Source organism: Paenibacillus sp. ALJ109b (genome assembly GCF_010747435.1).
Lineage (GTDB): Bacteria > Bacillota > Bacilli > Paenibacillales > Paenibacillaceae > Paenibacillus > Paenibacillus taichungensis.
The window spans coordinates 1-24246 of the sequence record NZ_JAAIFP010000031.1 but is presented as its reverse complement, the minus strand read 5'-3'; the positions used below and the strand labels follow the sequence as shown (position 1 = coordinate 24246).

The window sequence follows — 24246 nt, the reverse complement described above, 5'->3', positions numbered from 1 at the left end:
GGATATGGCATGAGTGCCATCGCGAGAGTTATGCTTGAGATGGGATACACCGTTACCGGATCGGATGTCGCTTCACAGGAGTTGACCGAGAAGCTGGCAGCCAAGGGAGCGAAAATATATATCGGACATACGGCAGAGCACGTAAATGGGGCAGACCTGGTTGTCTACTCTACGGCAGCTCCAGCTGATAATGTGGAACGGGTGGCAGCTGAAAAGCTGAACATCCCGATTTTGCATCGCGCCCAGATGCTCGCACGTTTGCTGAACGAGCGCAAAGGTGTGGCTGTAGCCGGGGCTCATGGCAAAACAACCACGTCATCCATGATTGCACTTGTTATGGATAAATGTGATACAGACCCGACATACATCATTGGCGGGGAAATCATGAACGTGGGTACCAACGCGAAGGCAGGCCAAGGCGACTGGGTCGTTGCCGAGGCAGACGAGAGCGACGGTTCATTTTTGCAGTATCACCCTTGGCTCGGTATTGTAACGAATATTGAAGCAGATCATCTTGAGAACTACAACAGTGATTTTGAGGAACTCAAAAAGGCTTATGTGCAGTTCCTGAGTCAGATTCGTCCAGAAGGCACGGCCATTGTGTGTGCTGACGACGAGAATGTTCAAGCCATTTTGCCTGATCTGAAATCACGGGTAACCACATACGGCATTGATTATGCTGCTGATTATACGGCAACAGATATCGTGCTTGGCGACCGCCGAATTTCCTTCACGATGAGCCATCAGGGCAATGTGTTGGGTACGGTGGAGTTGTCAGTTCCAGGTAAACATAACGTTTATAATGCAATGGCTACGGTTATTACCTGTTTGGAAGCAGGTATTCCCTTTGAGAAAATTACAGCCGCCATTATCCAGTTCCATGGAGCGAAACGCAGATTCCAGGTGCTGGGTGAAGCGCGTGATATGTTGATTATTGATGACTATGCTCATCACCCGACTGAAATTGAGGCTACAATCAGTGCGGCCAAAGCAACGGGGAAACGTATTATTGCGGTATTCCAGCCTCAGCGTTACACACGTACGTTCTTCCTGCTTGATGCGTTCAGTCGTGCCTTTGCAGAAGCGGATGAGGTTCTCATTACCGATATCTATTCCCCTGCGGGTGAAAAACAGATTGAAGGTGTTCACTCGGCTAGACTGGTTGAACTCATCGTTCAAAACAGTAATGCTTCTGCACGTTATCTTCCGACAAAGGAAGAAGTTGTTGCAGATTTGCAGAACCGTCTTCAGCCAGGCGATCTTGTGCTCACGATGGGTGCAGGTGATATCTGGAAAGTTGGCGATACACTTGCCAAAGGGTTGAAATAATTACGATGGTAAAACCGTCTGACTTCATTGCGAAGCAGGCGGTTTTTTGCATGAAATGGAATGTTTCAGACTCTCTCCGCATATAGCTGTTATAAATGGGACAAAGGAGAGGGTACGGGGTGAGCAATGCTAGAATGACGTTTCGCTTTGGGGATAACGAGTCGGACAAGCCTGAAAACAAGGGGATGTCCACATCCAGCACATTTGCAGTTTTGAGTGAAGAAATTCCGCACAGTCCAACGCCAACACCAACGCAGTTGAATACAACGCCTTCATGGACACCAGAGGATATTCCCGGTGACTGGGGAGAGACGATGCTGACAGGCTCCACTGTACCTGAACCTTACCAAAGAACGGACAAGGATTCGAAACTCGATGAGCCCGGATACAGTTATGATCATCTAACTGCGTATCCGGGAGATGAGGACGAGAACAGGTCGGATGAGAATTATGGAGGTCATGATTGGCTTGCAAATAGTGAAAACTACTCTTATAAGCGAAATCGTCCCCCGAGGGGCTGGAAAATGATTGGTTCAGTAACGGGTGCACTTGTAACCGGGGCCCTCTTCGGCATGGTTATTCTTTCTTTTTTTAATCGGGAAGGGGCTGTAGATCCTGGGAGCAAAATCCCCGCCAATCAGGCGGTATCGGCCGTAACAGGTCAGCAGGGGGTGGCAGGTTCGGAACAGCAGCTCCAGGCAACAACTACAGGCGGCAGCTATTATGCACTGCAATATGGTGTATTCAGTTCTCCTGAACGCGCTGAACAGGCGAAGGTGGAACTGTCCCAGGCAGGCATTGCGGCAGGCTCCGATCCGGAGGATGGTAATCGGGTATATGCAGGCATTTCGGCTGACCGTGAAGAGGCCAAGCTGCTCAGCTCAAGGCTTAAGGCCGAAGGTGTGGAGCTGTACGTCAAGGAAATCGTCAATCCTGAAGTGAACCCGGCAGTATTCGGCGGAAAAGCAGAGGATGTGCAGCATTTCTTCGCAAGTGGGTCGGCTTTGGTTGAACAGCTGTCTACCCTTTCGATCCAGCAACTTGGTCAGTCTGTTCCTGAAGCCGTATCAAACGAAACGATGACCTCATTACAGAACCAGCATGAGCTCTGGCTGACCGGTATGAAAAGTATTGCACCAGGTCTGAGTGCAGACGTACAACCCTATGTATCCGCGATGGAAAAATCGATGACCAGTGCGGTAACGGCAATTACTGAATACAACAAAAATCCGGCTAATGTGCATATGTGGTCTGTACAGTCCGATCTGATGGAATATGTATTACAGCAAAAAAAATGGCTTGAAGCGATAAAACAGTAATCACCGCTTTCCCATAACACGGCCTTGAAATACCTATCCGGCAAGGAACTGGAAATAGTTCCCCTTGCCGGATTTGTGTTTGTATTGACGTACAAAACCCCGTATAATAATGTGGGTGTCAAAAAATGGCGAGGGAAGATCACCGATGAAAAAAAACTTCGGCATGTTATTGCTGTTTCTGCTGCTCGGCTGGCTGGCCGGTGCGTGGATCGCCAAGGCACTGCAGCCTGTAAAGGCCGTTGCCTTTCTAACGAAAGCCACGACCATTCGTTGGTCGCCGCAGGCTGATCTGGATATTATCAGTTATGATATTTCACTTCAATTTCAAATGAGCCTCCTTAGTCTGATCGGTATTATCGCTGCTGTATGGCTGTATCGCAGGTTATAGGAGAATGACGAATTTTGACGAAGAAACTAAAAAAATGATATCTACTAGCGTGATCCGACAGGATGTCGCCGTAGCATAAGGGGCCGGTTATTTTGGATAAAACACAACAGCGTCGCATTATTCTGGCTTCCACCTCGCCGCGGCGTAAAGAACTGATCGCATCACTCCATCTAGCTTTTGAAGTAATACCAAGTCACGCTGATGAAGATACACCCCCGGAATGGACTCCTGAACAGACGGTACAGGAGCTTGCGATGCGTAAGGCGCTTGCCGTTTATCGCGGGCTGGAAGGCCGTGAACAGGATGCTGTTATCGTTGGTAGTGACACTGTTGTCGTTCTGGACGGTGATATTCTTGGTAAACCCGTAGACGAAGCGGAAGCTGAACGAATGTTATCTCGTCTACAGGGGCGTGTACACCGTGTTTTCACGGGAGTAGCTTGTATCGATGCAAGTAATGGACAATCCATGGTTCAGTATCGGCAGACTGATGTAACGATGAAGGAACTATCTGAAGCTACGATTCGTGCGTATGTTCAGACTGGAGAGCCTTCGGACAAGGCAGGATCATATGCCATTCAGGGCATTGGTGCTTCATTGGTAGAACGTGTTGAAGGATGTTATTTCAATGTGGTGGGCTTACCATTGTCTTTGCTTAGCGATATGCTGGATGGATTCGGCGTACATGTACTGCCACGTACATGAAATTCCGCAATTGACGATCTGAAAAGAGGGAACATATGGAGTCGCCTCAATATATGATGCGCGACATCCCCCAGGAAGAACGCCCGAGAGAACGCATGATGGAATACGGGGCGGGCGCCTTAAGCCATGCTGAATTGCTGGCGATCTTACTTCGAACAGGTACAAGACAGGAATCCGCAGTGCATATGGCACAGCGGATTCTGACCGAAGCGGGTGGAATTCGCTCGTTGATGGATTTGAGCCTGGAAGAATTGACTGCAATGAAGGGAATCGGCATGGCCAAGGCTGTACAGCTGAAAGCCAGCATTGAGCTTGGTCATCGAATTGCGAAGAGCAGACTTACACAGTCAACTTCAATTCGTACCCCTCGTGATGCGGCCGACATCCTTACTGAACAATTGCGTTACTTGCAGAAAGAACACTTTGTGTGTCTTTTCCTAAATAGCAAAAACCACATTATTGCCCAGGAAACACTCTCCATGGGTAGCCTTAACGCTTCGATTGTTCATCCGCGTGAAGTGTTCCGGGCTGCCATCAAATGCAGCAGCGCCTCTATTGTGTGCGCACACAACCATCCCAGTGGTGATCCTACGCCTAGTCCAGAGGACATCCAAATAACCAAAAGACTGATCGAGGCCGGTGCAATTGTTGGCATAGACGTGCTGGATCACATTATTATCGGAGATGGAACGTACGTAAGTTTGAAGGAGAAGGGCTTAGTATAATATAATGGTTGGCGTTGATGTTTTCCTATGAATGTTGACGGCGTTGTCCGTAGAAGATAGGTTCACTTACTAATGCAAAACAATGCAACACAAAACAAATGCGAATATTAGCTCCACCACTATGGTGGGAATGAAAATGAAACGCTCTTGATTCACTGGGCGGCTATATGAGGCAGAAAAGGAGATTACGTCATGTTTGGTGGTTTTACGAAAGATTTGGGTATTGATTTGGGGACAGCGAATACGCTGGTTTATGTACGTGGAAAAGGAATTGTGGTGCGGGAACCTTCGGTTGTCGCTATACGGACAGATACAAAAAGCATCGAGGCAGTAGGTGAATCCGCCAAAAAAATGATTGGACGTACACCAGGTAACATTCGTGCCATTCGTCCAATGAAAGATGGCGTTATTGCCGATTTCGATACAACGGCAACGATGATCAAATATTTCATCCGTGAGGCGCAGAAACAACGCTCCATGTTCCAACGTCATCCTAACGTGATGGTATGTGTACCATCCGGGATTACTGCAGTAGAACAACGCGCGGTTGAAGATGCAACCAAACAGGCTGGAGCACGTGAAGCCTATACGATTGAAGAGCCTTTTGCAGCTGCCATTGGTGCAGATCTGCCTGTATGGGAACCAACGGGTAGTATGGTTGTCGATATTGGTGGCGGTACAACGGAAGTGGCTGTCATCTCTCTTGGCGGTATTGTAACAAGCCGTTCGGTTCGTGTAGCGGGTGACGAGATGGATGAATCCGTGATTCAATACATTAAACGCCAGTATAATCTGATGATCGGTGAACGTACATCGGAGCAGTTGAAGATGGATATTGGATCAGCTATGCCGCTTGAGCAAGTGGAAACAATGGAAATTCGCGGACGCGACCTCGTTACAGGCCTGCCGAAGACGATTACGATTACTTCGGATGAAATCAGCGAAGCGCTGGCGGATACGGTGAATGCCATTGTTGAAGCTGTAAAAGTAACCTTGGAGAAATGTCCTCCTGAGCTGGCAGCAGATATTATGGACCGTGGTATTGTTCTCACAGGTGGCGGCGCATTGCTTCGGAATCTGGACAAGCTGCTTGCTGGTGAGACAGGAATGCCTGTTATCGTAGCAGAGAACCCGCTCGATTGCGTTGCAATCGGAACAGGTAAAGCGCTTGAGAATATTCATTTGTTCAAGAGCAGAAGCAGTTCGGCAGTTCGTTCCAAACGTTAATTGATATATGCTATGCTTGGCTCGTTTATCGACCAAGGGGCATGATATCAACGAAGAGGACCCGGTTAACCCCGGGAGAGCTATTACCCGCATACCCGGGGAGAATCGGATGATATTCTCGATGGGACTATAAGTCTGACAGTCTCCCCGCCGGGCATGGCTCGGAAGAGAATAATGGATGTTAGAGGGTGGTCGAACTGTTTAAACTGCTGGGTAACAAAAGACTTTTTGTTTTGCTGGTGGGCCTTGTTACATTTATCGCGTTAATGGGCTTTACGCTCGGTCCGCGAACCGCTCTATCCTGGCCGGAGAAATTCCTGAAGGATTCAGTCGGATTTGTACAATACGTATTTTACAAGCCCGCTTCTTCTGTAGCGGGCTTTTTCAAAGATTTGGCGAACATGCGTACGGTATATCAAGAAAATGAAGAGCTTCGTATTGCGATGGGTCACTATACCCGGGATCGGCTGAAATACAATGATATGGAGCAGGTGAATGAACAGCTCCAGAAAGCCCTCAATTTTACCGAAGAACAAAAGAATCGGTATAACTACGGTTCACGAATTGCTCAGGTCATCAGTGCTAACTCTGACCCTAACAGCAGAACGATTAATATCGACATTGGTGAAAATGCGGGAATTAAGGCTGGAATGGCTGTTACTTCGCAAGAGGGGCTGGTTGGGGTTGTCAGTCATGTCAGTTCATACACGTCAACCGTTAATCTGTTAACATCCATGGACGCGAATGATCCTACTTCCAATGCCATTGCAGCTACAGCGGTTGGTAAAGAAAAAGTGTTTGGTATGATTGAGAGTTATGATCCAAAGACCGGCATGCTCAAAATGACCAAGATCTCGGAAGATTCAGATATCAAAAAGGGTGATGAAATCATCTCCTCCGGGATTATCAACAATTTTCCAAAGTACATGCGTATCGGAGAAGTGAAGAGTGTTGAGAAAAGTGAATATGGTTTAACACAAACAGCTACAATTAAGCCATATGCAAGCTTTCTGGACTGGAAAGAGCTGATTGTCATCATCCCTCCTGAGGTAAAAGAATAATGATAACGCGCAAGCAAGTCTTATTCCTGTTACTGTTCGTTTTGTTCATTGTTGAAGGAACGATCCTTCCGCTGCTCATTCCTTCGGCCTGGCAAATGCGTATTTCTGCCAACCTGGTCTATATCGTGATTTTGTTTATTGCTGTATATCATCATCGGCACACTGCGTTGGTGCTTGGCATATTATTTGGACTCTTACACGATGTCGTATTTTACGGCGAAATGATTGGACCATACGGATTCTCGATGGGATTATCGGCATATATGATGGGACTTATTTTTCAAGCGCCACGCGCACCACTGCCGGTTATGGTTTCCGTCGTCCTTTTGGGAAGTCTGCTGAATGACACCATGTTATTCTTTCTGTACAAGCTCTTCCAACTCAATCATGTGACATTTGACTGGGCACTGCTTGAATACATGATTCCCAATTTGTTCATTCATTTTGTGTTCGCGCTGATGATTTATGTTCCTCTTCGGAAACAACTGGAGCGGATTGGTAAGAGAAAGAGCAAAGCACAAGAAGCTTCTTGATACATTTATGGAGTGAGAAGCAGGAACTTGGGGACCCGGGCACGAAATGTAATGAGATGGGAGGGACAGGCTTATGACGGTAAAATCGAATCACGTAACGATTAAAGGCATCCGAGACGGCCTGGTTTTCCTGTTGGACGATCAATGTGAATTCGAGGAATTGCTCTACGAGCTCCGCTATAAGCTGGAACACAGCCATCAAAATATTTTGACCGGACCGATAGTTCATGTGGATATCAAACTGGGCAACCGGGAAGTGACGGAGGACCAGAAAGAAGCAATTCTTGATATATTGAAACAAAAAGGGAATTTGCTCATTCGTTCCATAGACTCACCGGCCCTTAAACCAGAGGTTAAAGGGCCGCCGCCGATTGTAACCATGTGTGGTATGGTACGTTCGGGTCAGGTGCTTCATCATGAAGGTAATCTACTGTTTCTTGGTGATATCAATCCGGGGGGCACAGTAACGTGTACCGGAGATATATATGTTTTGGGTTCACTCAGAGGCATGGCTCACGCTGGAATTGGTGGGGACGAAGACTCGATCATTGCAGCTTCGGTGTTTGCACCAACGCAGCTGCGGATCGCTGACATCATCAGCCGTCCTCCCGATGAGTGGGAGAGCCGAGAGACCGGTATGGAATTTGCTTATTTACAGGACAATCAGATGCAGATCGACAAGATGAGCAATATCGTTCGGTTGCGCCGAGATTTTAATGTGTTTAAAGGAGTGTAGCTCATGGGAGAGGCGATCGTGATCACTTCGGGTAAAGGCGGCGTGGGTAAAACAACCACCTCGGCAAACATCGGGACAGCGCTGGCGCTGCTCGGCAAAAAGGTTTGTCTGGTAGATACCGATATCGGCCTTCGCAATCTGGATGTCGTGATGGGACTCGAAAACCGGATCATTTATGATCTGTGCGACGTTGCAGACGGCCGCTGCCGACTGAATCAGGCTTTGGTCAAAGATAAACGTTTTGAAGAATTATATATGCTGCCTGCAGCACAAACGAGAGATAAGAACTCTGTGTCACCAGAACAGGTGAAGGACATTATCCTCGAATTAAAAAAAGATTTTGAATACGTCATAATTGATTGTCCAGCCGGAATTGAGCAAGGGTTTAAAAATGCGGTTGCAGGAGCTGATCAAGCGATTGTGGTCACTACACCAGAAAATGCAGCTGTGCGTGATGCGGACCGTGTCATTGGTTTGCTGGAGAGTTCGCACATTCAATCACCAAAATTGGTTGTGAACCGTATCCGCAACAATATGGTCAAATCAGGCGACATGCTCGACATTGACGGTATTTTACAAGTACTTAATATTGATCTGATCGGGATCGTTCCTGATGATGAACTTGTCATTAAGGCAGCCAACTCGGGAGAGCCCACAGTAATGAATCCGGATTCACTTGCGGCCATTGCCTATCGTAATATTGCCCGTCGTATTCTGGGAGATACCGTTCCTCTGATGCAATTGGAGCAAAAAAAGGGTGCTTTCACACGTTTTAAGAAATTTTTTGGAATGGGTTAACACGCTCTTTCTCATCACATTAATGTATGATAGCCGTGGCCCTCAAGCCCGGCTTTTTGAATATTATGGAGCTTTTTATTAAAGGCGTCTTGTATAAAACAGGATATGTACTTCACAGGAGGACTCCACGTTGTGGGGTTATTTTTGCTTCCAACCGAAGCTTGTTCATATTATGAACGAGCCCCTCATAGGATGTAGTAAACAAGCCTCGGCGGGAGGACATTCCATGAATACGAAACTCAGAATCAAGCAGAGAAGAGAAGAACGCATTCGGCGGTTAATGGATGGTGCCACGGAAGAAATTATGCAGCAGCGAGAAGCGGGCTCGGTATTCGACAAGCGTACATCTACGCAACGTAATCCCTTCTCGTCTATGGATATACAAGAAAATCTACGAACGGCAAGATCTTCGTTGGCAGAACCGGAAAGAGATCCGGAATGGCTCTGGAAAAAAGAGAACGGACATTATGGTCCTGGCGGTCATCCGCGTTTTAATCTGATGAAGTCATTCGTGGGACGAACGGTGGTTAGCATTTTATTATTTGGCGGTGTCTGGGGATTGTTTCAGTTGAACACTTCGTGGACGACACCTGCCAAAACCGTAATAGCCGATATGCTGCATCGGGACATGGATTTTGCCTATGCTGCTGCCTGGTACGAACGGCATTTTGGCGGACCACCATCATTCCTGCCTGTTCTTGGACATACCACCGATCCTGTGAACAGCTCAGGTATTCGACACCTGCTCGGCAAACCGATCTCGGGAACCGTCGTTCAGCCTTTTGCACTGAGTATGAAAGGCATTGAGATTGTTCCCGAAGCTGGCGGTACGGGACTTGTTCAAGTAATCAGTTCAGATGCCGGACGAGTACTTCAAGTATTGGATGATCCGGAAAATGGGACAACGGTTGTAATTCAGCACTCTGGTCAAGTCACAGCCATATACGGACGTTTGAACGAAAGTGAAGTCCAGGTGAATGATTGGGTAGAAGCGGGTGACGCGGTCGGCAGCCTAAAGAAGACTGGAAATGATCAACCTGCCACATTGTATTTTGCTGTAAAAGAGGGCGAGCAGTACGTAGACCCTGCGGAAGTGGTTGCCCTTGATTAGGTTGTGGGGTGTTCGTATCTCGTTTCATCCTTTTTTTGTAATTATCATGATGGCTTCCCTGTTGACCGGAAATTTTATTGAACTCATCACATTGTTCGCCATCGTTTTTATTCATGAATGTGGACATGCTGCAGCGGCAGCCCTTCTGGGCTGCCGTGTCCTTTCGATACAGATGCTTCCTTTTGGCGGCGTCGCCGTTATTGAGGATGCCGGAAATATTACAGCGCGTCGGGAGATCATTATCGCTTTGGCAGGTCCCTTTCAAAATATGCTCATGGTTGGAGTTGTTTTGTTGCTGAAGTACGGAAACCTGGGAGACCCGCTTTTTTTGGATTATATTATACAGGGGAATCTGCTGATTGCCCTATTTAACCTGCTACCCGTGTTGCCGCTGGATGGCGGTAAAATTGTACAGGCACTCGTTAGTCTTGCTGCTCCCTACTATACGACATTGATGTGGACTTACAGGATCAGCATTCTGTGTAGCGCAGGGGTTATCTTGGTTGCCATCGGTCGCTGGTTTACCGGTGATTACGGGCTGCCGTTAAATATTCTGTTGGTCGGAATTTTCCTATTCTATTCCAATGTGACTGATTACCGAAATATCCCATACCGTTTTATCCGATTTCTAATGAATCGTGAAAATGCATTCACCCGACATGCAGCTACAGGCAGTTTGGCGCAGCCGATTATCTCATTTCCGGCGAAACCTTTGGAGACTATTTTGCGTCTATTAAAGAGAGAAAGATACCATATGATATATGTGATGAATAGACAGGGAAGAATCATGGCCGTTTTGCCTGAGCAGCGGATCATCGGTTCTTATTTCAAACAAGACACGGATAAGTTGTAGCATCTTGGTGGATATGTCCTGAATTGGGTTAATACATGTACAATGAGTATGGCAATGATACAGAATGGATGTGGATGAAATTGAATTGTCTTCTAGAGGTGAAGCCATGAAACAAATGATTGTACATAATGAACATAACCTCATGCAAATGGCGCTTCTGGAAGAAGGCAAAGCTGTAGAATTCATGGCAGAGCGTACACGCGAGCGTGGACTGCTGGGTTCGTATTTCAAAGGACGGGTAGTGAACGTGTTACCAGGTATGCAAGCTGCTTTTGTGGATATCGGTCAGAAAAAGAATGCTTTTCTGTATGTGGACGATGTATTGCATCCCAATCTGGAGAAACAACCCAAAGTGAAGCCTTCGATTTCGGAGCTGCTTCGTCCAGGTCAGGATGTGATCGTCCAGGTCCTGAAGGAGCCAGTAGGAAGCAAGGGAGCCCGGGTGACGACTCATTATTCGCTGCCGGGCCGCTGGCTTGTCTACATGCCTTTAGCGGACTATGTAGCCGTCTCCAAAAAAATTGCCCGTGAGGGTGATCGATCCCGCCTCAAAACACTGGGTGAACAACTGAGACGGAACGAAGAGGGGCTTATCATACGAACCGTATCCGCAGAGGAACAGAGGGAAGCCATTCAGGCAGACCTGGAAACATTACGTGAGCAATGGCGTCTGATTCGTGAAAAAGCGGATAGTTTGCCTTCACCAAGCCTGCTACATCGAGACCACAGTATGGTTCAGCGGATCATTCGTGATGTGTATACGCCTGGCAGCGATGAAGTCATTACGGATAATGAAGCACAAGCCCGTGAATTGAGTGCTTTGCTGGAGGAGATCTGTCCGGGCCATCAACCTAAAGTACAGGTGTACAAGGGAGAAGAATCAATTTTTGCTGCTTATAGAGTGCAGGAGCAGTTGAACAGGGATTTCGCCCGTAAGGTATGGCTGCCTGGTGGCGGCTATATCGTCATTGATCATACCGAGGCGCTCACTGTAGTCGATGTCAATACAGGCAAGTACACGGGAGCAGGCGGTGACAGTCTGGAAGAGACAGTAACGGAGACGAACATGCAGGCAGCGGTTGAGATCGCCCGTTTAATGCGTCTTCGGGATATCGGCGGCATGATTATTGTGGACTTCATTGATATGGAGGAAGCGATGAATCGGCATGAAGTTGCGGCAACGCTGGAAAATGAACTTAAGAAGGATCGAACCAAGGCTTTTGTAATGGGGTGGACCAAGCTGGGGTTGCTCGAACTTACCCGTAAGAAGGTACGAGAAGAGAGCACGCTCCCTTACGTGGAGCCGTGTTCTTCCTGTCATGGGACAGGCAAAAGATATATTTCGCCGTTGCATTGATTTTTAGTATAGTTGGTGGTATAATCATCAGGTATGTGTTTAGCCTATTGGTCTTGCACATGCTGTAACCGCACTGGCCGGGTACAAGAACAGTTCCGTAAGGACACTGTCACCTGAGACCGGGCGAGTCTGAGACATGAGGAGGTGCAAGGCAAATGTACGCAATTATTGAAACAGGTGGCAAACAGTACAAAGTCCAAGAGGGCGATGTTCTGTTCATCGAGAAATTGACTGCGAACGATGGCGAAAGCGTAACGTTCGACCGTGTCCTGGCTGTATCTAACGATCAAGGTTTGACAGCAGGTACACCATTGGTTTCCGGAGCAACTGTAACGGCTAAAGTGGAGAAACATGGCAAAGGACAAAAGGTTGTTGTATACAAATACAAACCTAAAAAGAACTACCATGTGAAGCAAGGTCACCGTCAACCGTATACAAAAGTAACTATCGAAGCAATCAAAGCGTAAGAAGGTGCGATAAGTGATTATCGTTCAAGTCTTTCGTAATGATGACGGGAGCATCGATCGTTTCTCCATCAAAGGGCATGCTAATTTTGCCAAGCGAGGAGAAGACATCGTATGTGCCGGGGTATCCGCTGTTACAGTGGGTACGGTGAACTCGATTGAAACACTGACTGGTGTCGAAATGGACGCCAAGATGAAGAATGGCTTTTTAAGCGCTTCTTTACCGGTGCTGGAGAAAGACGGAACCTGGTCCCAGGTACAATTGCTACTCGAATCCATGGTGCTTATGCTCACTGATATTGCAGAGTCATACGGAAAGTATATTCAGATAGAGCAAGTCAAATAATTAAAGAAGGAGGACAACCAATCATGTTGAAATTAAATCTTCAGTTATTCGCATCGAAAAAAGGTGTAGGTTCCACGAAGAATGGTCGTGACAGTAACGCACAACGCCTTGGCGTTAAACGTGCTGACGGACAAACAGTAACTGGTGGTAGCATTCTCGTTCGCCAACGCGGAACGAAAATTCACCCAGGTACTAACGTGGGTATCGGTAAAGATGACACTTTGTTTGCGAAAGTTGACGGCGTTGTGAAATTCGAACGTTGGGGACGCGATCGTAAAAAAGTAAGCATCTACCCTGTGAATGTTGCTCCAGTAGCAGCTGCAGTAGAAGCATAATATCGGCATTCCGCCTAAGGAGCCTTCGGCATTTTTGCCGGAGGCTTTTTGTATTTAAAGGTTATTCGATAATGAACTGGCAGAAAAGACATGTTATACTTGGTTACGGTGGGGTTTAAACCAACCGAGTTTTGTAGAACGGGGAGAAGCCATGAAATCTTGGAAAAGAGTGCCCTGGATTGCGGCATGTTCACTTCTGATTCCTTTGGTTTTCGTTATGCTGTATCCAGTGATTATTTCAATTGCTGTATACGCATTGTGGTCCGTCGCGGTGCTTTTTGTTTCTGTGAATGTGATGAAGAGACAGGCAGAGGCGGAACGCAGAACCATCATACAATCTATGGAAAAGACAGCAATTGCATCATTAAATCATCATAGGCATGATTGGATGAACGATCTTCAGGTATTGTATGGATATCTTAGACTGGGCAAACTTGATAAATCAGTGCAATGTGTGGAAAGAATAGTAGAGCGGGTTAACGAAGAAAGCCGAATCTCCAGATTGGGTATTCCTTCACTCGTATTTTATCTTCAATCTTTCCGGACCAGTGGAGTCGCTCTGGAATTGCATGTGGTCGTAGAGGAAGAGTTGCAGCTTAGTGCTCTGGTCTCTCCCGAGGATGGCGAGTCGCTTACGGGGGCGATTGCCGATGCGATTCGAGCCTATCAATATGGCGGCGGCCGGTCGTCTTGGGGAGAGGTTCGCAAACTGACCTTGAACTTCGGACAGGATCACGGAGATGTGGTTGTCCGACTGGATGGGGATCAAACACCCGATCCGGAAACATTGCGGCAGCTCAATGCCGTACTCAAAGGAAAAAAAGTCAGAACGGAGCAGCTTCCGTCTGAGGATACGTTTATACAATTCAGAATGCCTTGCGGAATATAGGAAGAAGGGGTTAACCAATGTTTGTAGATAAAGCGAAGATTTATGTGAAAGCCGGAGACGGAGGGGACGGAATTATTTCGTTTCGTCGTGAGAAGTATGTACCGAACGGCGGACCTGCCGGGGGTGATGGAGGCAGAGGAGCTGATATCATTTTCCGTGTGGATGAAGGTCTGCGTACGTTGATGGATTTCCGTTACCAGCGTCACTTCAAGGCCCCTCGTGGTGAGAAGGGACGTAATAAAAGTCAGCATGGCGCGAACGCTGAGAACATGATTGTACGTATTCCACCTGGAACCGTGATTTTGGATGAAGACAGTGGAGAAGTACTGGCTGATTTGACACGTCATGGTCAACAGGTTGTTGTTGCTCGTGGTGGACGAGGCGGACGGGGAAACATTCGTTTTGCCACGCCTAACAATCCAGCGCCAGAACTGGCCGAAAATGGCGAAGAAGGTCAAGAACGTTACATCGTACTTGAGCTTAAGGTCATGGCAGATGTCGGTTTGGTTGGTTTCCCAAGTGTCGGGAAATCTACACTGTTGTCTGTTGTTTCGGCAGCCAAGCCAAAGATTGGAGCATATCATTTTACAACCATTACTCCTAACCTGGGTGTTGTTGGTGTGGGTGAAGGTCGCAGCTTTGTTATGGCCGACTTGCCGGGCCTGATTGAAGGTGCTCACGAAGGTATTGGGCTTGGACATGAGTTCTTGCGTCACGTAGAACGTACACGCATTATCGTTCATGTTGTTGACATGTCTGGTTCAGAAGGACGTGATCCGTTCGAAGACTGGCAGAAAATCAACGAGGAACTCAAATTGTACAATCCTGTCCTCGCTGAGAGACCACAAGTTGTAGCAGCCAATAAAATGGACATGCCGGATTCCGAAGCTAATCTGGAAGAGTTTTTGCAGAAGGCTCGTGAAGTTCAACCGGATATTGAAGTTATGCCTATCTCGTCCCTGACACGGAAAGGCATTCAAGAGCTCTTGTATCGTGCGGCTGATCTGCTGGATCAAATTCCGGACGAGCCAATGGTTGAAGAAGTTGCTGACTTATCTGAACGCAAAGTATACAGCTTGGACAAAAAAGAGGACGATGGCTTCCGTATTGTACGGGAGAATGAAATCTTCGTTGTCGAAAGTGCCAAGATTGAACGTATGATGAAACGGATGCAGCTGAATTCACATGAAGCGATTCTCAAATTGGCGCGCACATTGCGTCATATGGGTGTGGATGCGGAACTGCGTAAACGCGGAGCTGAAGAGGGCACCATTGTGCGCATTGGCGAATTTGAGTTCGAATTTGTGGAAGGTAGCAGCTACTATTAAGATAGAAGTGCTACCCTTACGAATATAAAGGATTAAAACATATACGCAGAGTAGTGGGAGATAACCCGCTGCTCTGCTTTTTTTTATTTTTCCTTACCTGCGCGCGGGATAAACTTGTATACTGTTAGGAATAGTTTTTCAAAAATAGACATGTGCGGTATTGCCCTTTTGAGATAGATCCTATATAATGTCCACTATATGAATACATGAGTCTTTGAGGAGAGGACGTTCTGTGAATGAACGCTATTATTTAGTACGGGAAGACATTTTGCCAGAGGCTGTGGTGAAGACCATGCAGGTAAAAGAACTGCTAGCTTCCGGGGATGTCAAAACAGTTCATGAGGCTGTTGAGCAGGTTGGATTAAGCAGGAGCGCTTTTTATAAGTACAAGGACGGCATCCATTTGATCAATCAGCTTGAACGGGAGCGAATTGTAACGATCTCCATTGATTTGGAGCATCAGTCAGGAATATTGTCTCGTGTGCTCGGACATGTAGCTGGTTATGGAGCCAACGTGCTAACCATTAATCAGAGTATCCCGCTCCAGGGAAGAGCCAATGTCGTCATTTCAGTGGAGACATCACATCTTCATGGGGAAATCGGAGAAATGCTCGATCGGATGCAGGATATGCCCGGAGTTCGGCGCACACGCATTGTTGGCCAAGGCTAATTCGACGTTAACGTAAAACGTTTAGGAATAAGTTGTATGTATGGTTAAATCGTACAGGGGTGAAGGAGAAAAAGACATTGGGGGTAGATCGTTAGTGAAACCAGTAAAAGTGGGACTGTTGGGTCTGGGCACGGTGGGTACAGGGGTCGTTCGCATCGTGGAAGGAAATCAGGAGGATCTGAGCAGTCAGGTTGGATCACCGATCGTTATTGAGAAGATTGCAGTGAAGAATACGGAAAAGGATCGTGTCATTGCTGTAGACCGTGCGAAGCTCACTGAAGATCCTTGGGAAGTCATTCGTCACCCGGATATTGATGTTATCGTGGAAGTTATGGGCGGCATTGATCAGACCAAAGAGTACATTCTTGAAGCGCTGGAGCGTGGCAAGCATATCGTAACTGCGAACAAGGATTTAATGGCTCTGCACGGTTCCGAGATCTTGGCCAAGGCACAGGAAAAGCAATGTGATGTATTCTACGAAGCGAGTGTGGCTGGTGGCATTCCGATTATTCGCACGCTGATTGAAGGTTTCTCATCCGATCGGATTACCCGCATTATGGGGATTGTGAACGGAACAACGAACTTTATTTTGACCAAAATGAGCCAGGAAGGTGCCTCATATGAAGAGGTTCTTGCAGAGGCTCAAGCACTCGGATATGCAGAAACCGATCCAACTTCGGATGTCGAAGGACTCGATGCAGCTCGCAAAATGGCGATTCTGGGTACTTTGGGCTTCCGCACCAATGTGGAACTGAAAGATGTGACCGTTAGAGGCATTACTTCCGTAACCCGTGAAGATATTACGTATGCCAAAAGACTTGGTTATGAAATGAAGCTGCTGGGTATCGCAGATCGTCGAGATGATGAGATCACCATAAGTGTTCAGCCGACGATGGTAAGACAGAATCATCCAATTGCTTCCGTCAATGGCGTGTTCAACGCAGTGTATGTACATGGCGAAGCTGTAGGTGAGACGATGTTCTACGGTGCGGGTGCAGGTGAGCTTCCGACGGCAACTTCTGTAGTGGCGGATATCGTGGCTGTGATCAAAAACCTGAAGCTGGGCGTGAATGGTCTCAAAGCGATTGTGCCTTATAAACAGAAGCGTCTGCAAAGTGACGAACACATTATGTCGAAAAACTTTATTTTGCTTCATGTGGATGACAAGGCAGGGGTACTGGCGCAAATTACCCAAATCTTCGCTGAGTACGAAGTCAGCCTGGCTTCAGTTGTGCAACAGCCGAACGAGCACAACCCGGATGCCGAGATCATCATTGTTACGCATAACGCTAGCAAGGCAAGCATGGATAAAGTATTGAAACACTTTGAATCACTTGCTGTCATTCGTCGCATTAAGAGTGTGTACCGGGTAGAAGGATAATTCGTCCCCAAATTCCGGTTTGAATTTCAGGTCTAAGCTAAGTTTAAGATACACGCCTAACCATATTGAGGTATGCAATCATATTAATCATATTCGGATTATTAACGACAAAGGAGTTTACCCACAATGAGATATCAAGGATTACTGCAAACGTATAGAGAGCACCTTCCGGTTAATGAAAACACGCCCCTGCTTACGCTTCATGAAGGAAACACACCCCTGGTTCATGCGGAGAATCTGTCTGAGGAACTTGGATTGAATTTATATTTCAAATATGAAGGTTTGAATCCGACTGGTTCATTTAAAGACCGCGGAATGGTTATGGCTGTTGCTAAAGCGATGGAAGAAGGCAGCCGCACGATCATGTGTGCATCGACAGGTAATACTTCGGCGGCAGCAGCAGCCTATGCGGCTCGTGCTGGTCTGAATTGTATCGTATTGATTCCGAATAACAACATTGCGCTGGGAAAACTGGCTCAAGCCATGATCTATGGAGCAAAGGTAATTGCGATTAATGGCAACTTTGACCGTGCATTGGAAATTGTACGTGAAATTACAGCCAAACATCCAATTACGCTCGTGAACTCCGTGAATCCGTTCCGGATTGAAGGACAGAAAACGGCTGCGTTTGAAGTCATTGAACAGCTTGGTCAAGCACCTGATGTACTCGCCATTCCAGTGGGTAACGCAGGGAACATCTCGGCTTACTGGAAAGGGTTCAAAGAGTATAAAGAAGCAGGCAAATCGAATTCCCTGCCACGTATGGTTGGTTTTGAAGCGGAAGGCGCAATGGCAATTGTCAAAGGTGAACCGATCCTTGAGCCTGAAACCGTAGCAACGGCTATTCGAATTGGTAATCCTGCAAGTTGGAAAACTGCTGTAGCTGCAGCTGAAGAGTCTGGCGGACAGATTAATTATGTAACTGATGAAGAAATTCTGACAGCATATCGTACGATCGCCGCTCGTGAAGGGATTTTTGCTGAACCTGCATCCGCTGCATCCGTTGCTGGTGTATACAAACTGAAGAGTGAAGGGTACTTTAAAGGCGGAGAGACTGTGGTTTGCGTTCTGACAGGACATGGTCTAAAAGATCCTAATATTGCAATCAAAACGGTAGCGACTGAGCCACTTGTTGTGGAAGATTCTGAAGAAGCGGTTATGGCGGCAATTGCACAATTGGAGCAACAATCCGTATGAGTTTGCAGCAAAGGGTAACTGTTAAGGTACCTGCAAGTACAGCCAATCTGGGTCCAGGGTTTGATACCCTGGGCATGGCATTGTCTCTGTATGCATGGCTTGAGATGAAACCGTCTGAGCAGACAACATTCCATTTACATGGAGATCATCTGACGGGTTTGCCAACAGATAAATCCAATTTGATATATGAAGTCGCGCAGATGGTCTTCAACGAAGCCGGAATCTCCGTGCCGGAGTTGGAGATTTCCATGTATTCCGATATTCCGCTTACTCGGGGACTGGGAAGCAGTGCATCAGCCATCGTGGGCGCGTTGGCTGCTGCTAATGCTTTAATTGGCACTCCTTTATCTGATGCCAAGCTTCTGGACATGGCTACGTCGCTGGAGAAACATCCGGATAATGTAGGAGCTTCCCTATATGGAGGTATCATTACAGCAGCGTGGGATGGCAGTCGGGTAGACCATATTCGCATTGAGCCGCATCAGGATTTGCAGACTTTGGTCATCGTACCGGACTTCGAGTTGTCCACTTCGAAAGCAAGAAATGTAATTCCACAGCAGTTTGACAAGTCTGATGTCATTCACAACATAAGCAGATCATCCTTACTCGTTGCAGCTTTGGCAAGTGGGAGATTGGACATGATTCAAAAGGCGATGTCTGACCGGATTCATCAACCCTACAGGGCATCCTTGGTCCCCGGTATGGCTGAGATCCTGGAATATGCGGTCAGTCATGGAGCCCTGGGGGCTGCATTGAGTGGAGCCGGACCTACCGTTTTGACGTTGGTAGATCGTCATGATACTCGTAAGCTTGAATTGGAGCAATATTTGATAGACACAATGAGCCGTGAAGGCATCACTGCTTCTGCATTGTGGTTGGATCCGGATCTGGACGGTGTTACCGTACTGCCTGATCAAGATGAAAGTCCTTTTATGGACAGAGTTAAAGGGGAAGTTAACGCATGAAACGAATTGCAGTATTACCTGAAGGTTCAGTTTCTCATGAAGCAGTAGATTTTCTGTTTAATGGGGAGCCTTTGGAATTGCTTCATTCTAAGCTGATTTCTGATGTTTTCCGGGCTACGGATAGTGGAAAGTCCCAGTACAGTGTCATACCCATTGAGAATACGATTGAAGGCTCCGTTAGTTTGCATATGGACTGGCTGGTTAACGAAGTTGATATTCCGATGCAAGCAGAATGGGTTTATCCATCCATTCAGAATGTCATTGGACATGGCTCCGAGTTCAGGGCAGAGAGTGGTGAATATGATTTCGGGAAAATTACGAAGATCATGTCCCATCCTGTAGCGATTCCGCAGTGCCAGAATTTTATTCGCTTGCATTCACCTGGAGCAGACCTTGAGGGTGTAAACAGTACAGCGGAAGCTGTAGAAATTGTGAAAAAAAATCCTGGAAAAGGCTGGGTCGCGATTGGCACCAGGCTGGCTGCACAGAAGCACGGTTTGGACATTATGGCTGAACGGGTTACCGACCATGACAACAACTATACTCGTTTTGTGCTAATAGGTCATGAACCTGTTCAGATACCACGAGAGCCTGATCATGTAAAAACCAGTTTGCTCGTTACATTGCCTGAAGATGCACCGGGTGCATTGCATCAGGTGTTGTCGGCTTTTGCCTGGCGGAAGCTGAACCTGACCCGACTGGAATCTCGTCCAACGAAGAAAAGGTTAGGGAGTTATTATTTTTACATTGATGTTGAGGAAAGTGCAGATTCAGTATTGCTTACCGCAGCCATGGCTGAGATTGAGGCTTTGAATTGTCAGGTACGCGTTCTTGGCAGCTATCCGTGTTATACATATCCTTCGTTGAAAACGACCTGAATCAGGACGTATATTGTTGAAGGTTGTCATAAGACTGGGTAAAATGAGCAAGAAATAGCTTGTCATTTGTTGTACAATGAACGAGATAAATGTAGTTTCGGAATCTAGGAATGGAAATTTTATGGAGGTGCAGTCATCGGTGTCAGAACAATGGATTTATTTGGATGGTCAATATGTGACCAAAGAGAACGCAACCGTTTCGGTATATGATCATGGATTTTTGTATGGAGACGGTATTTTCGAAGGTATTCGGATTTATAACGGTAACATTTTCAGATGCAAAGCGCATTTGGATCGTTTGTACGATTCAGCTAAATCCATCAGTCTGAACATTCCGCTGTCTTATGATGAGATGCTGGAAGTGATGGCTGAAACGGTACGTCGCAATGATATGCGTAACGGCTATATTCGTCTGATCGTTTCACGTGGACCTGGTAATCTGGGTCTTGATCCGCTGCGCTGCCCTAAAGCATCCGTTATCATCATTGTAGAGCAACTGGCAATCTATCCGGAGGAAGCGTATCTTACTGGGCTAAAAGCCGTGTCTGTATCCCAGCGCCGAAACATCCCGGATGCACTTAATCCAAAAATTAAATCATTGAATTATTTGAATAACATCCTGGTTAAAATTCAATCCAACTATTCAAATGCTGGTGAAGCGATTATGCTGAATTCCCAAGGTTACGTTACTGAGGGCTCAAGTGATAACATCTTCATCATCAAAAATGGTGTAGTTTATACGCCACCTTGTTATCTTGGTGCATTAGAGGGAATTACACGTCAGGCCATTATCGATCTGTGCGGTGAGCTGGATCTTGAATTAAAAGAAGTGCCATTTACGCTACATGATGTGTACATTGCCGACGAAGTCTTTTTCACTGGAACAGCTGCAGAAGTTATTGCTGCTTATGAGGTGGACGGCAGGACGATTGGAACGGGTGTTGCAGGTCCTGTAACCTTGAGGCTGCTGGAAGCATTCCGTCAAATTGTCGACAAAGATGGTTACAAAGTTTGGGAAGATTAATTGGAAAGAACTGAATAGAACTGAATAGGGAAGCAGGAAATCCTTTTTGTCTCAGAAACTCAGCATACCTGGAGTATGCGGTTTTTGGGGCGGGAAGGATTTTTTTTGCTTAGTTGATGTCATTGGCCCAATTTCTGCATAGGATGTAGTAACGGTATGGGCGAATGCACTGCCCAAGTATCACGTCTAGGAGGTTAGTTCCAAGTGAAAATACACATGGTGAAAAAAGGCGACACATTATATCTGCTGTCCCAAAAATATAATGTAGCGTTGGACAAAATTATCGCAGCTAATCCGCAAATTTCAAATCCTGACAAGTTGGAGATCGGCATGAAGGTCAAAATTCCTGCGGAGCCTGTAACACCAAAGCCAGAAGGCGTGTTGCACAGTCATAAAGTCCAGCAAGGCGATTCATTATGGAAGTTGTCACAGGCTTGGGGAGTTCCGTTGAAAGATATGATCAATGCGAACCCGCAATTGAAAAATCCTAATGCTCTTCTTGTAGGGGAGACCGTGTACATTCCATCAGCGAATGCACCGGGGAACGTGGCTTCAGAAAATGGTACATCATCCAATGTTGCTCATGAGAAGCTGTCTCCTGAAGGGAAGGAATACACGGGAGTCAAAGAAGAAACGGCTCCAGTCGTCCCAGTACCTGAACCAGCACCTTTACCGGAAGTCTCCAATGCGGTTCCGGCTCCTGTACCTGCAAATCCGGTCGTACCTAATATCAAGCCAGAAGTGGAAGTGTTACCACAGTTACCTGAAATTCCTGAAGAGAAGCCGCAGAAGGAAGCTCAGAAGAAAGATAATACCAAATCCGAAGTGCAATTAAAACCGATAACTGAAGCGCCGACGTATACGATGCCTAATATCTCACCTGAAGTCCTGCCTTTACCTGTAATACCTAACAACACGGAATGGCCTACAGAAGTAGCTCCTGCGACCAAAGCTCCATGTGGTTGCGGCAGTAAAATGCTGCATGCTCCTGCCGAGCATCCCTATGCCCAAGTTCCTGTACCTGCACAAGAGGTATACATTGCTCCACAAAACATGTATACGGCTGGGGCGAACGACAATGCTACATTCCCAGGTATACCTGAAGTGAGTCCATACTCCATAGGTCATACATCCAACACGCCTTGGACCGGCACGGAGTATAATCATAACAACGCTATGCCGAACGTATCTGCTGAGATGCAGAACAACACATATCCGATCGCTCCATCAGGTCAAGTGAACAGCCCATACCCTCCATTTGCGGCCAATGAGCATATAAACCACCAACCGCCTCATATTTCTCCTTACTCTATGCTTCCGTACCCGCCATGCGGATGTGGCAACCATCATATGCCCAACCATCAATACGCACATCCCTCACATAACTACCAGAACCCAGCGTGGGGCACATACAATCCTTATGGGATGCAACCTGAAATGACCACATCCATGATGCCTAATCAGCCATTGGAGTATGCCTATCAAAATCCATACCCTACTCAGAACATGGTGCCGCCGTCTCCATTAGGTGCATTTGGTGAACTGTATCCTCCACAAGGTAAGGGGGAAGGCAAAAAGGGTGGACGTGACGAGGCTAACTTAAGCCAGTCTTCTACAGAGAGTGAGACTGAGTTCAATCTGGATGCGAAGCCCAAACAAGCAGCCAAAACAGGAACTGCGAAACGCAGAACAGCCAAACCTGCTGCCAAAGCTAAATCTAAAGTAACTGTATCCGGGAAACAATCAAGAGAACGCACAGGGATAGCCACTAAACGTAGTTCTGACAACAAAAAGCGTAGAAATCCCTGGATACAGCAATAACACTGTAAAGTAACGGAAAACTGTTAATTTTTAAAAGGTCGACTCTGAGAAGAGCCGGCCTTTTAAGTTTTTGTATGGAGAGTAGGGTAATCCTATTGCAGTATGGAAGTGTCACCCTTATAGGGTTCTTTAGTAGATATCAAGAAAGAAAACTCTTGAATGTGGACGGGATTATTGGGGGGAATTCGCTAAAGTTTTAGTGAGGGCACTGGGGGCTTAGAATCTATTAAAAGTTTTTTTGAAAAACTATTGCATTGGTTTCGTCAGTATGATATATTATTTAAGTCGCCGCTGAAACACAGCGCTGACAACGAAAAGAGTAAGACAAACAAGTTTGATCTTTGAAAACTGAACAACGAGTGAGTAACGATCTTGCTTGCAAGATCGACGCTGAGAAATCGGTACACGTCTTCGGACTGTATGATTTCGAAGCAAAATAAATGAGATTTTTAATCTCGTCAGTTTCAAAATGAGCTTATCGCTCTTTTCAATACCACCGATGATTTTCATAGCGTCTAACCACGCTGCTGAAATTCATCTTTATTGGAGAGTTTGATCCTGGCTCAGGACGAACGCTGGCGGCATGCCTAATACATGCAAGTCGAGCGGACTTGAAGAGAAGCTTGCTTCTCTGATAGTTAGCGGCGGACGGGTGAGTAACACGTAGGCAACCTGCCCTCAAGTTTGGGACAACTACCGGAAACGGTAGCTAATACCGAATAGTTGTTTTCTTCTCCTGAAGAGAACTGGAAAGACGGAGCAATCTGTCACTTGGGGATGGGCCTGCGGCGCATTAGCTAGTTGGTG

The 24246-nt window shown here is 46.7% G+C and carries 25 protein-coding genes, 1 rRNA gene and 1 other annotated feature; all 26 genes read left to right on the top strand.

Going from position 1 to position 24246, the window contains the following annotated elements:
* The first annotated feature begins 9 nt into the window (after positions 1-9).
* Positions 10-1329 carry a UDP-N-acetylmuramate--L-alanine ligase gene (gene murC, locus G3352_RS26200; RefSeq protein ID WP_240343237.1) on the top strand — a complete coding sequence of 440 codons (1320 nt, stop codon included), beginning with the start codon at positions 10-12 and terminating at the stop codon, positions 1327-1329.
* A 119-nt stretch (positions 1330-1448) separates the two neighbouring features.
* Entirely contained in the window at positions 1449-2648 is a 1200-nt protein-coding gene (locus G3352_RS31635; RefSeq protein WP_163761102.1) for an SPOR domain-containing protein, read from the top strand.
* 145 nt (positions 2649-2793) lie between these two features.
* Positions 2794-3036 carry a DUF4321 domain-containing protein gene (locus G3352_RS26190; protein WP_024633972.1) on the top strand — a complete coding sequence of 81 codons (243 nt, stop codon included), beginning with the start codon at positions 2794-2796 and terminating at the stop codon, positions 3034-3036.
* A 92-nt stretch (positions 3037-3128) separates the two neighbouring features.
* On the top strand, positions 3129-3740 hold the full coding sequence (locus G3352_RS26185) for a Maf family protein (protein WP_163761101.1): 612 nt from the start codon (positions 3129-3131) through the stop codon (positions 3738-3740).
* A 35-nt stretch (positions 3741-3775) separates the two neighbouring features.
* On the top strand, positions 3776-4465 hold the full coding sequence (radC, locus tag G3352_RS26180; protein ID WP_024633970.1) for a RadC family protein: 690 nt from the start codon (positions 3776-3778) through the stop codon (positions 4463-4465).
* A gap of 192 nt (positions 4466-4657) precedes the next feature.
* Positions 4658-5692, top strand: a complete 1035-nt coding sequence (locus G3352_RS26175) for a rod shape-determining protein (RefSeq protein ID WP_076290777.1) — start codon at positions 4658-4660, stop codon at positions 5690-5692.
* A 188-nt stretch (positions 5693-5880) separates the two neighbouring features.
* On the top strand, positions 5881-6753 hold the full coding sequence (mreC, locus tag G3352_RS26170) for a rod shape-determining protein MreC (RefSeq protein ID WP_163761100.1): 873 nt from the start codon (positions 5881-5883) through the stop codon (positions 6751-6753).
* On the top strand, positions 6753-7286 hold the full coding sequence (locus G3352_RS26165; protein WP_163761099.1) for a rod shape-determining protein MreD: 534 nt from the start codon (positions 6753-6755) through the stop codon (positions 7284-7286). The genes mreC and G3352_RS26165 overlap by 1 nt, the downstream gene beginning before the upstream one ends.
* A 73-nt stretch (positions 7287-7359) precedes the next feature.
* The gene (minC, locus tag G3352_RS26160) at positions 7360-8022 is read left to right on the top strand and encodes a septum site-determining protein MinC (protein ID WP_099858127.1); all 663 of its coding nucleotides are present in this window, start codon (positions 7360-7362) and stop codon (positions 8020-8022) included.
* A 3-nt stretch (positions 8023-8025) separates the two neighbouring features.
* Positions 8026-8820, top strand: coding sequence for a septum site-determining protein MinD (gene minD / locus G3352_RS26155; protein ID WP_053783092.1), 795 nt, complete (start codon positions 8026-8028; stop codon positions 8818-8820).
* A 226-nt stretch (positions 8821-9046) separates the two neighbouring features.
* Entirely contained in the window at positions 9047-9931 is an 885-nt protein-coding gene (locus tag G3352_RS26150; protein ID WP_163761098.1) for a M23 family metallopeptidase, read from the top strand.
* Positions 9924-10784 (top strand): M50 family metallopeptidase, encoded by an 861-nt coding sequence (locus G3352_RS26145; protein ID WP_163761097.1) that lies wholly within the window; start codon positions 9924-9926, stop codon positions 10782-10784. Before G3352_RS26150 ends, G3352_RS26145 begins: the two co-directional genes overlap by 8 nt.
* A gap of 106 nt (positions 10785-10890) precedes the next feature.
* Positions 10891-12141 (top strand): Rne/Rng family ribonuclease, encoded by a 1251-nt coding sequence (locus tag G3352_RS26140; protein WP_163761096.1) that lies wholly within the window; start codon positions 10891-10893, stop codon positions 12139-12141.
* A 56-nt stretch (positions 12142-12197) separates the two neighbouring features.
* Positions 12198-12282: a sequence feature (ribosomal protein L21 leader region), on the top strand.
* A 14-nt stretch (positions 12283-12296) separates the two neighbouring features.
* Positions 12297-12608, top strand: coding sequence for a 50S ribosomal protein L21 (gene rplU, locus G3352_RS26135; protein ID WP_062328098.1), 312 nt, complete (start codon positions 12297-12299; stop codon positions 12606-12608).
* A gap of 13 nt (positions 12609-12621) precedes the next feature.
* On the top strand, positions 12622-12951 hold the full coding sequence (locus G3352_RS26130) for a ribosomal-processing cysteine protease Prp (RefSeq protein WP_079347324.1): 330 nt from the start codon (positions 12622-12624) through the stop codon (positions 12949-12951).
* A gap of 23 nt (positions 12952-12974) precedes the next feature.
* On the top strand, positions 12975-13286 hold the full coding sequence (gene rpmA / locus G3352_RS26125) for a 50S ribosomal protein L27 (protein WP_024633959.1): 312 nt from the start codon (positions 12975-12977) through the stop codon (positions 13284-13286).
* A gap of 151 nt (positions 13287-13437) precedes the next feature.
* On the top strand, positions 13438-14175 hold the full coding sequence (locus G3352_RS26120) for a Spo0B domain-containing protein (RefSeq protein ID WP_063568125.1): 738 nt from the start codon (positions 13438-13440) through the stop codon (positions 14173-14175).
* 17 nt (positions 14176-14192) lie between these two features.
* Positions 14193-15503 (top strand): GTPase ObgE, encoded by a 1311-nt coding sequence (gene obgE / locus G3352_RS26115; RefSeq protein ID WP_163761095.1) that lies wholly within the window; start codon positions 14193-14195, stop codon positions 15501-15503.
* A gap of 232 nt (positions 15504-15735) precedes the next feature.
* Entirely contained in the window at positions 15736-16173 is a 438-nt protein-coding gene (locus tag G3352_RS26110) for an ACT domain-containing protein (RefSeq protein ID WP_024633956.1), read from the top strand.
* 94 nt (positions 16174-16267) lie between these two features.
* Positions 16268-17554, top strand: coding sequence for a homoserine dehydrogenase (locus tag G3352_RS26105; protein WP_076290955.1), 1287 nt, complete (start codon positions 16268-16270; stop codon positions 17552-17554).
* Positions 17555-17680: 126 nt separating this feature from the next.
* Positions 17681-18751: a threonine synthase gene (gene thrC, locus G3352_RS26100; RefSeq protein WP_064635832.1), complete on the top strand. Its 1071-nt coding sequence runs from the start codon at positions 17681-17683 to the stop codon at positions 18749-18751.
* A complete protein-coding gene (gene thrB / locus G3352_RS26095; RefSeq protein WP_163761094.1) occupies positions 18748-19716 on the top strand; it encodes a homoserine kinase in 969 nt (322 codons plus the stop codon). The genes thrC and thrB overlap by 4 nt, the downstream gene beginning before the upstream one ends.
* Positions 19713-20594, top strand: coding sequence for a prephenate dehydratase (gene pheA, locus G3352_RS26090; RefSeq protein WP_163761093.1), 882 nt, complete (start codon positions 19713-19715; stop codon positions 20592-20594). The genes thrB and pheA overlap by 4 nt, the downstream gene beginning before the upstream one ends.
* A gap of 139 nt (positions 20595-20733) precedes the next feature.
* Positions 20734-21618 carry a branched-chain-amino-acid transaminase gene (ilvE, locus tag G3352_RS26085; protein WP_163761092.1) on the top strand — a complete coding sequence of 295 codons (885 nt, stop codon included), beginning with the start codon at positions 20734-20736 and terminating at the stop codon, positions 21616-21618.
* Between the two features lie 204 nt (positions 21619-21822).
* Positions 21823-23439 (top strand): LysM peptidoglycan-binding domain-containing protein, encoded by a 1617-nt coding sequence (locus G3352_RS26080; protein WP_163761091.1) that lies wholly within the window; start codon positions 21823-21825, stop codon positions 23437-23439.
* A gap of 540 nt (positions 23440-23979) precedes the next feature.
* Positions 23980-24246, top strand: a 16S ribosomal RNA gene (locus tag G3352_RS26075); the annotation flags it as partial.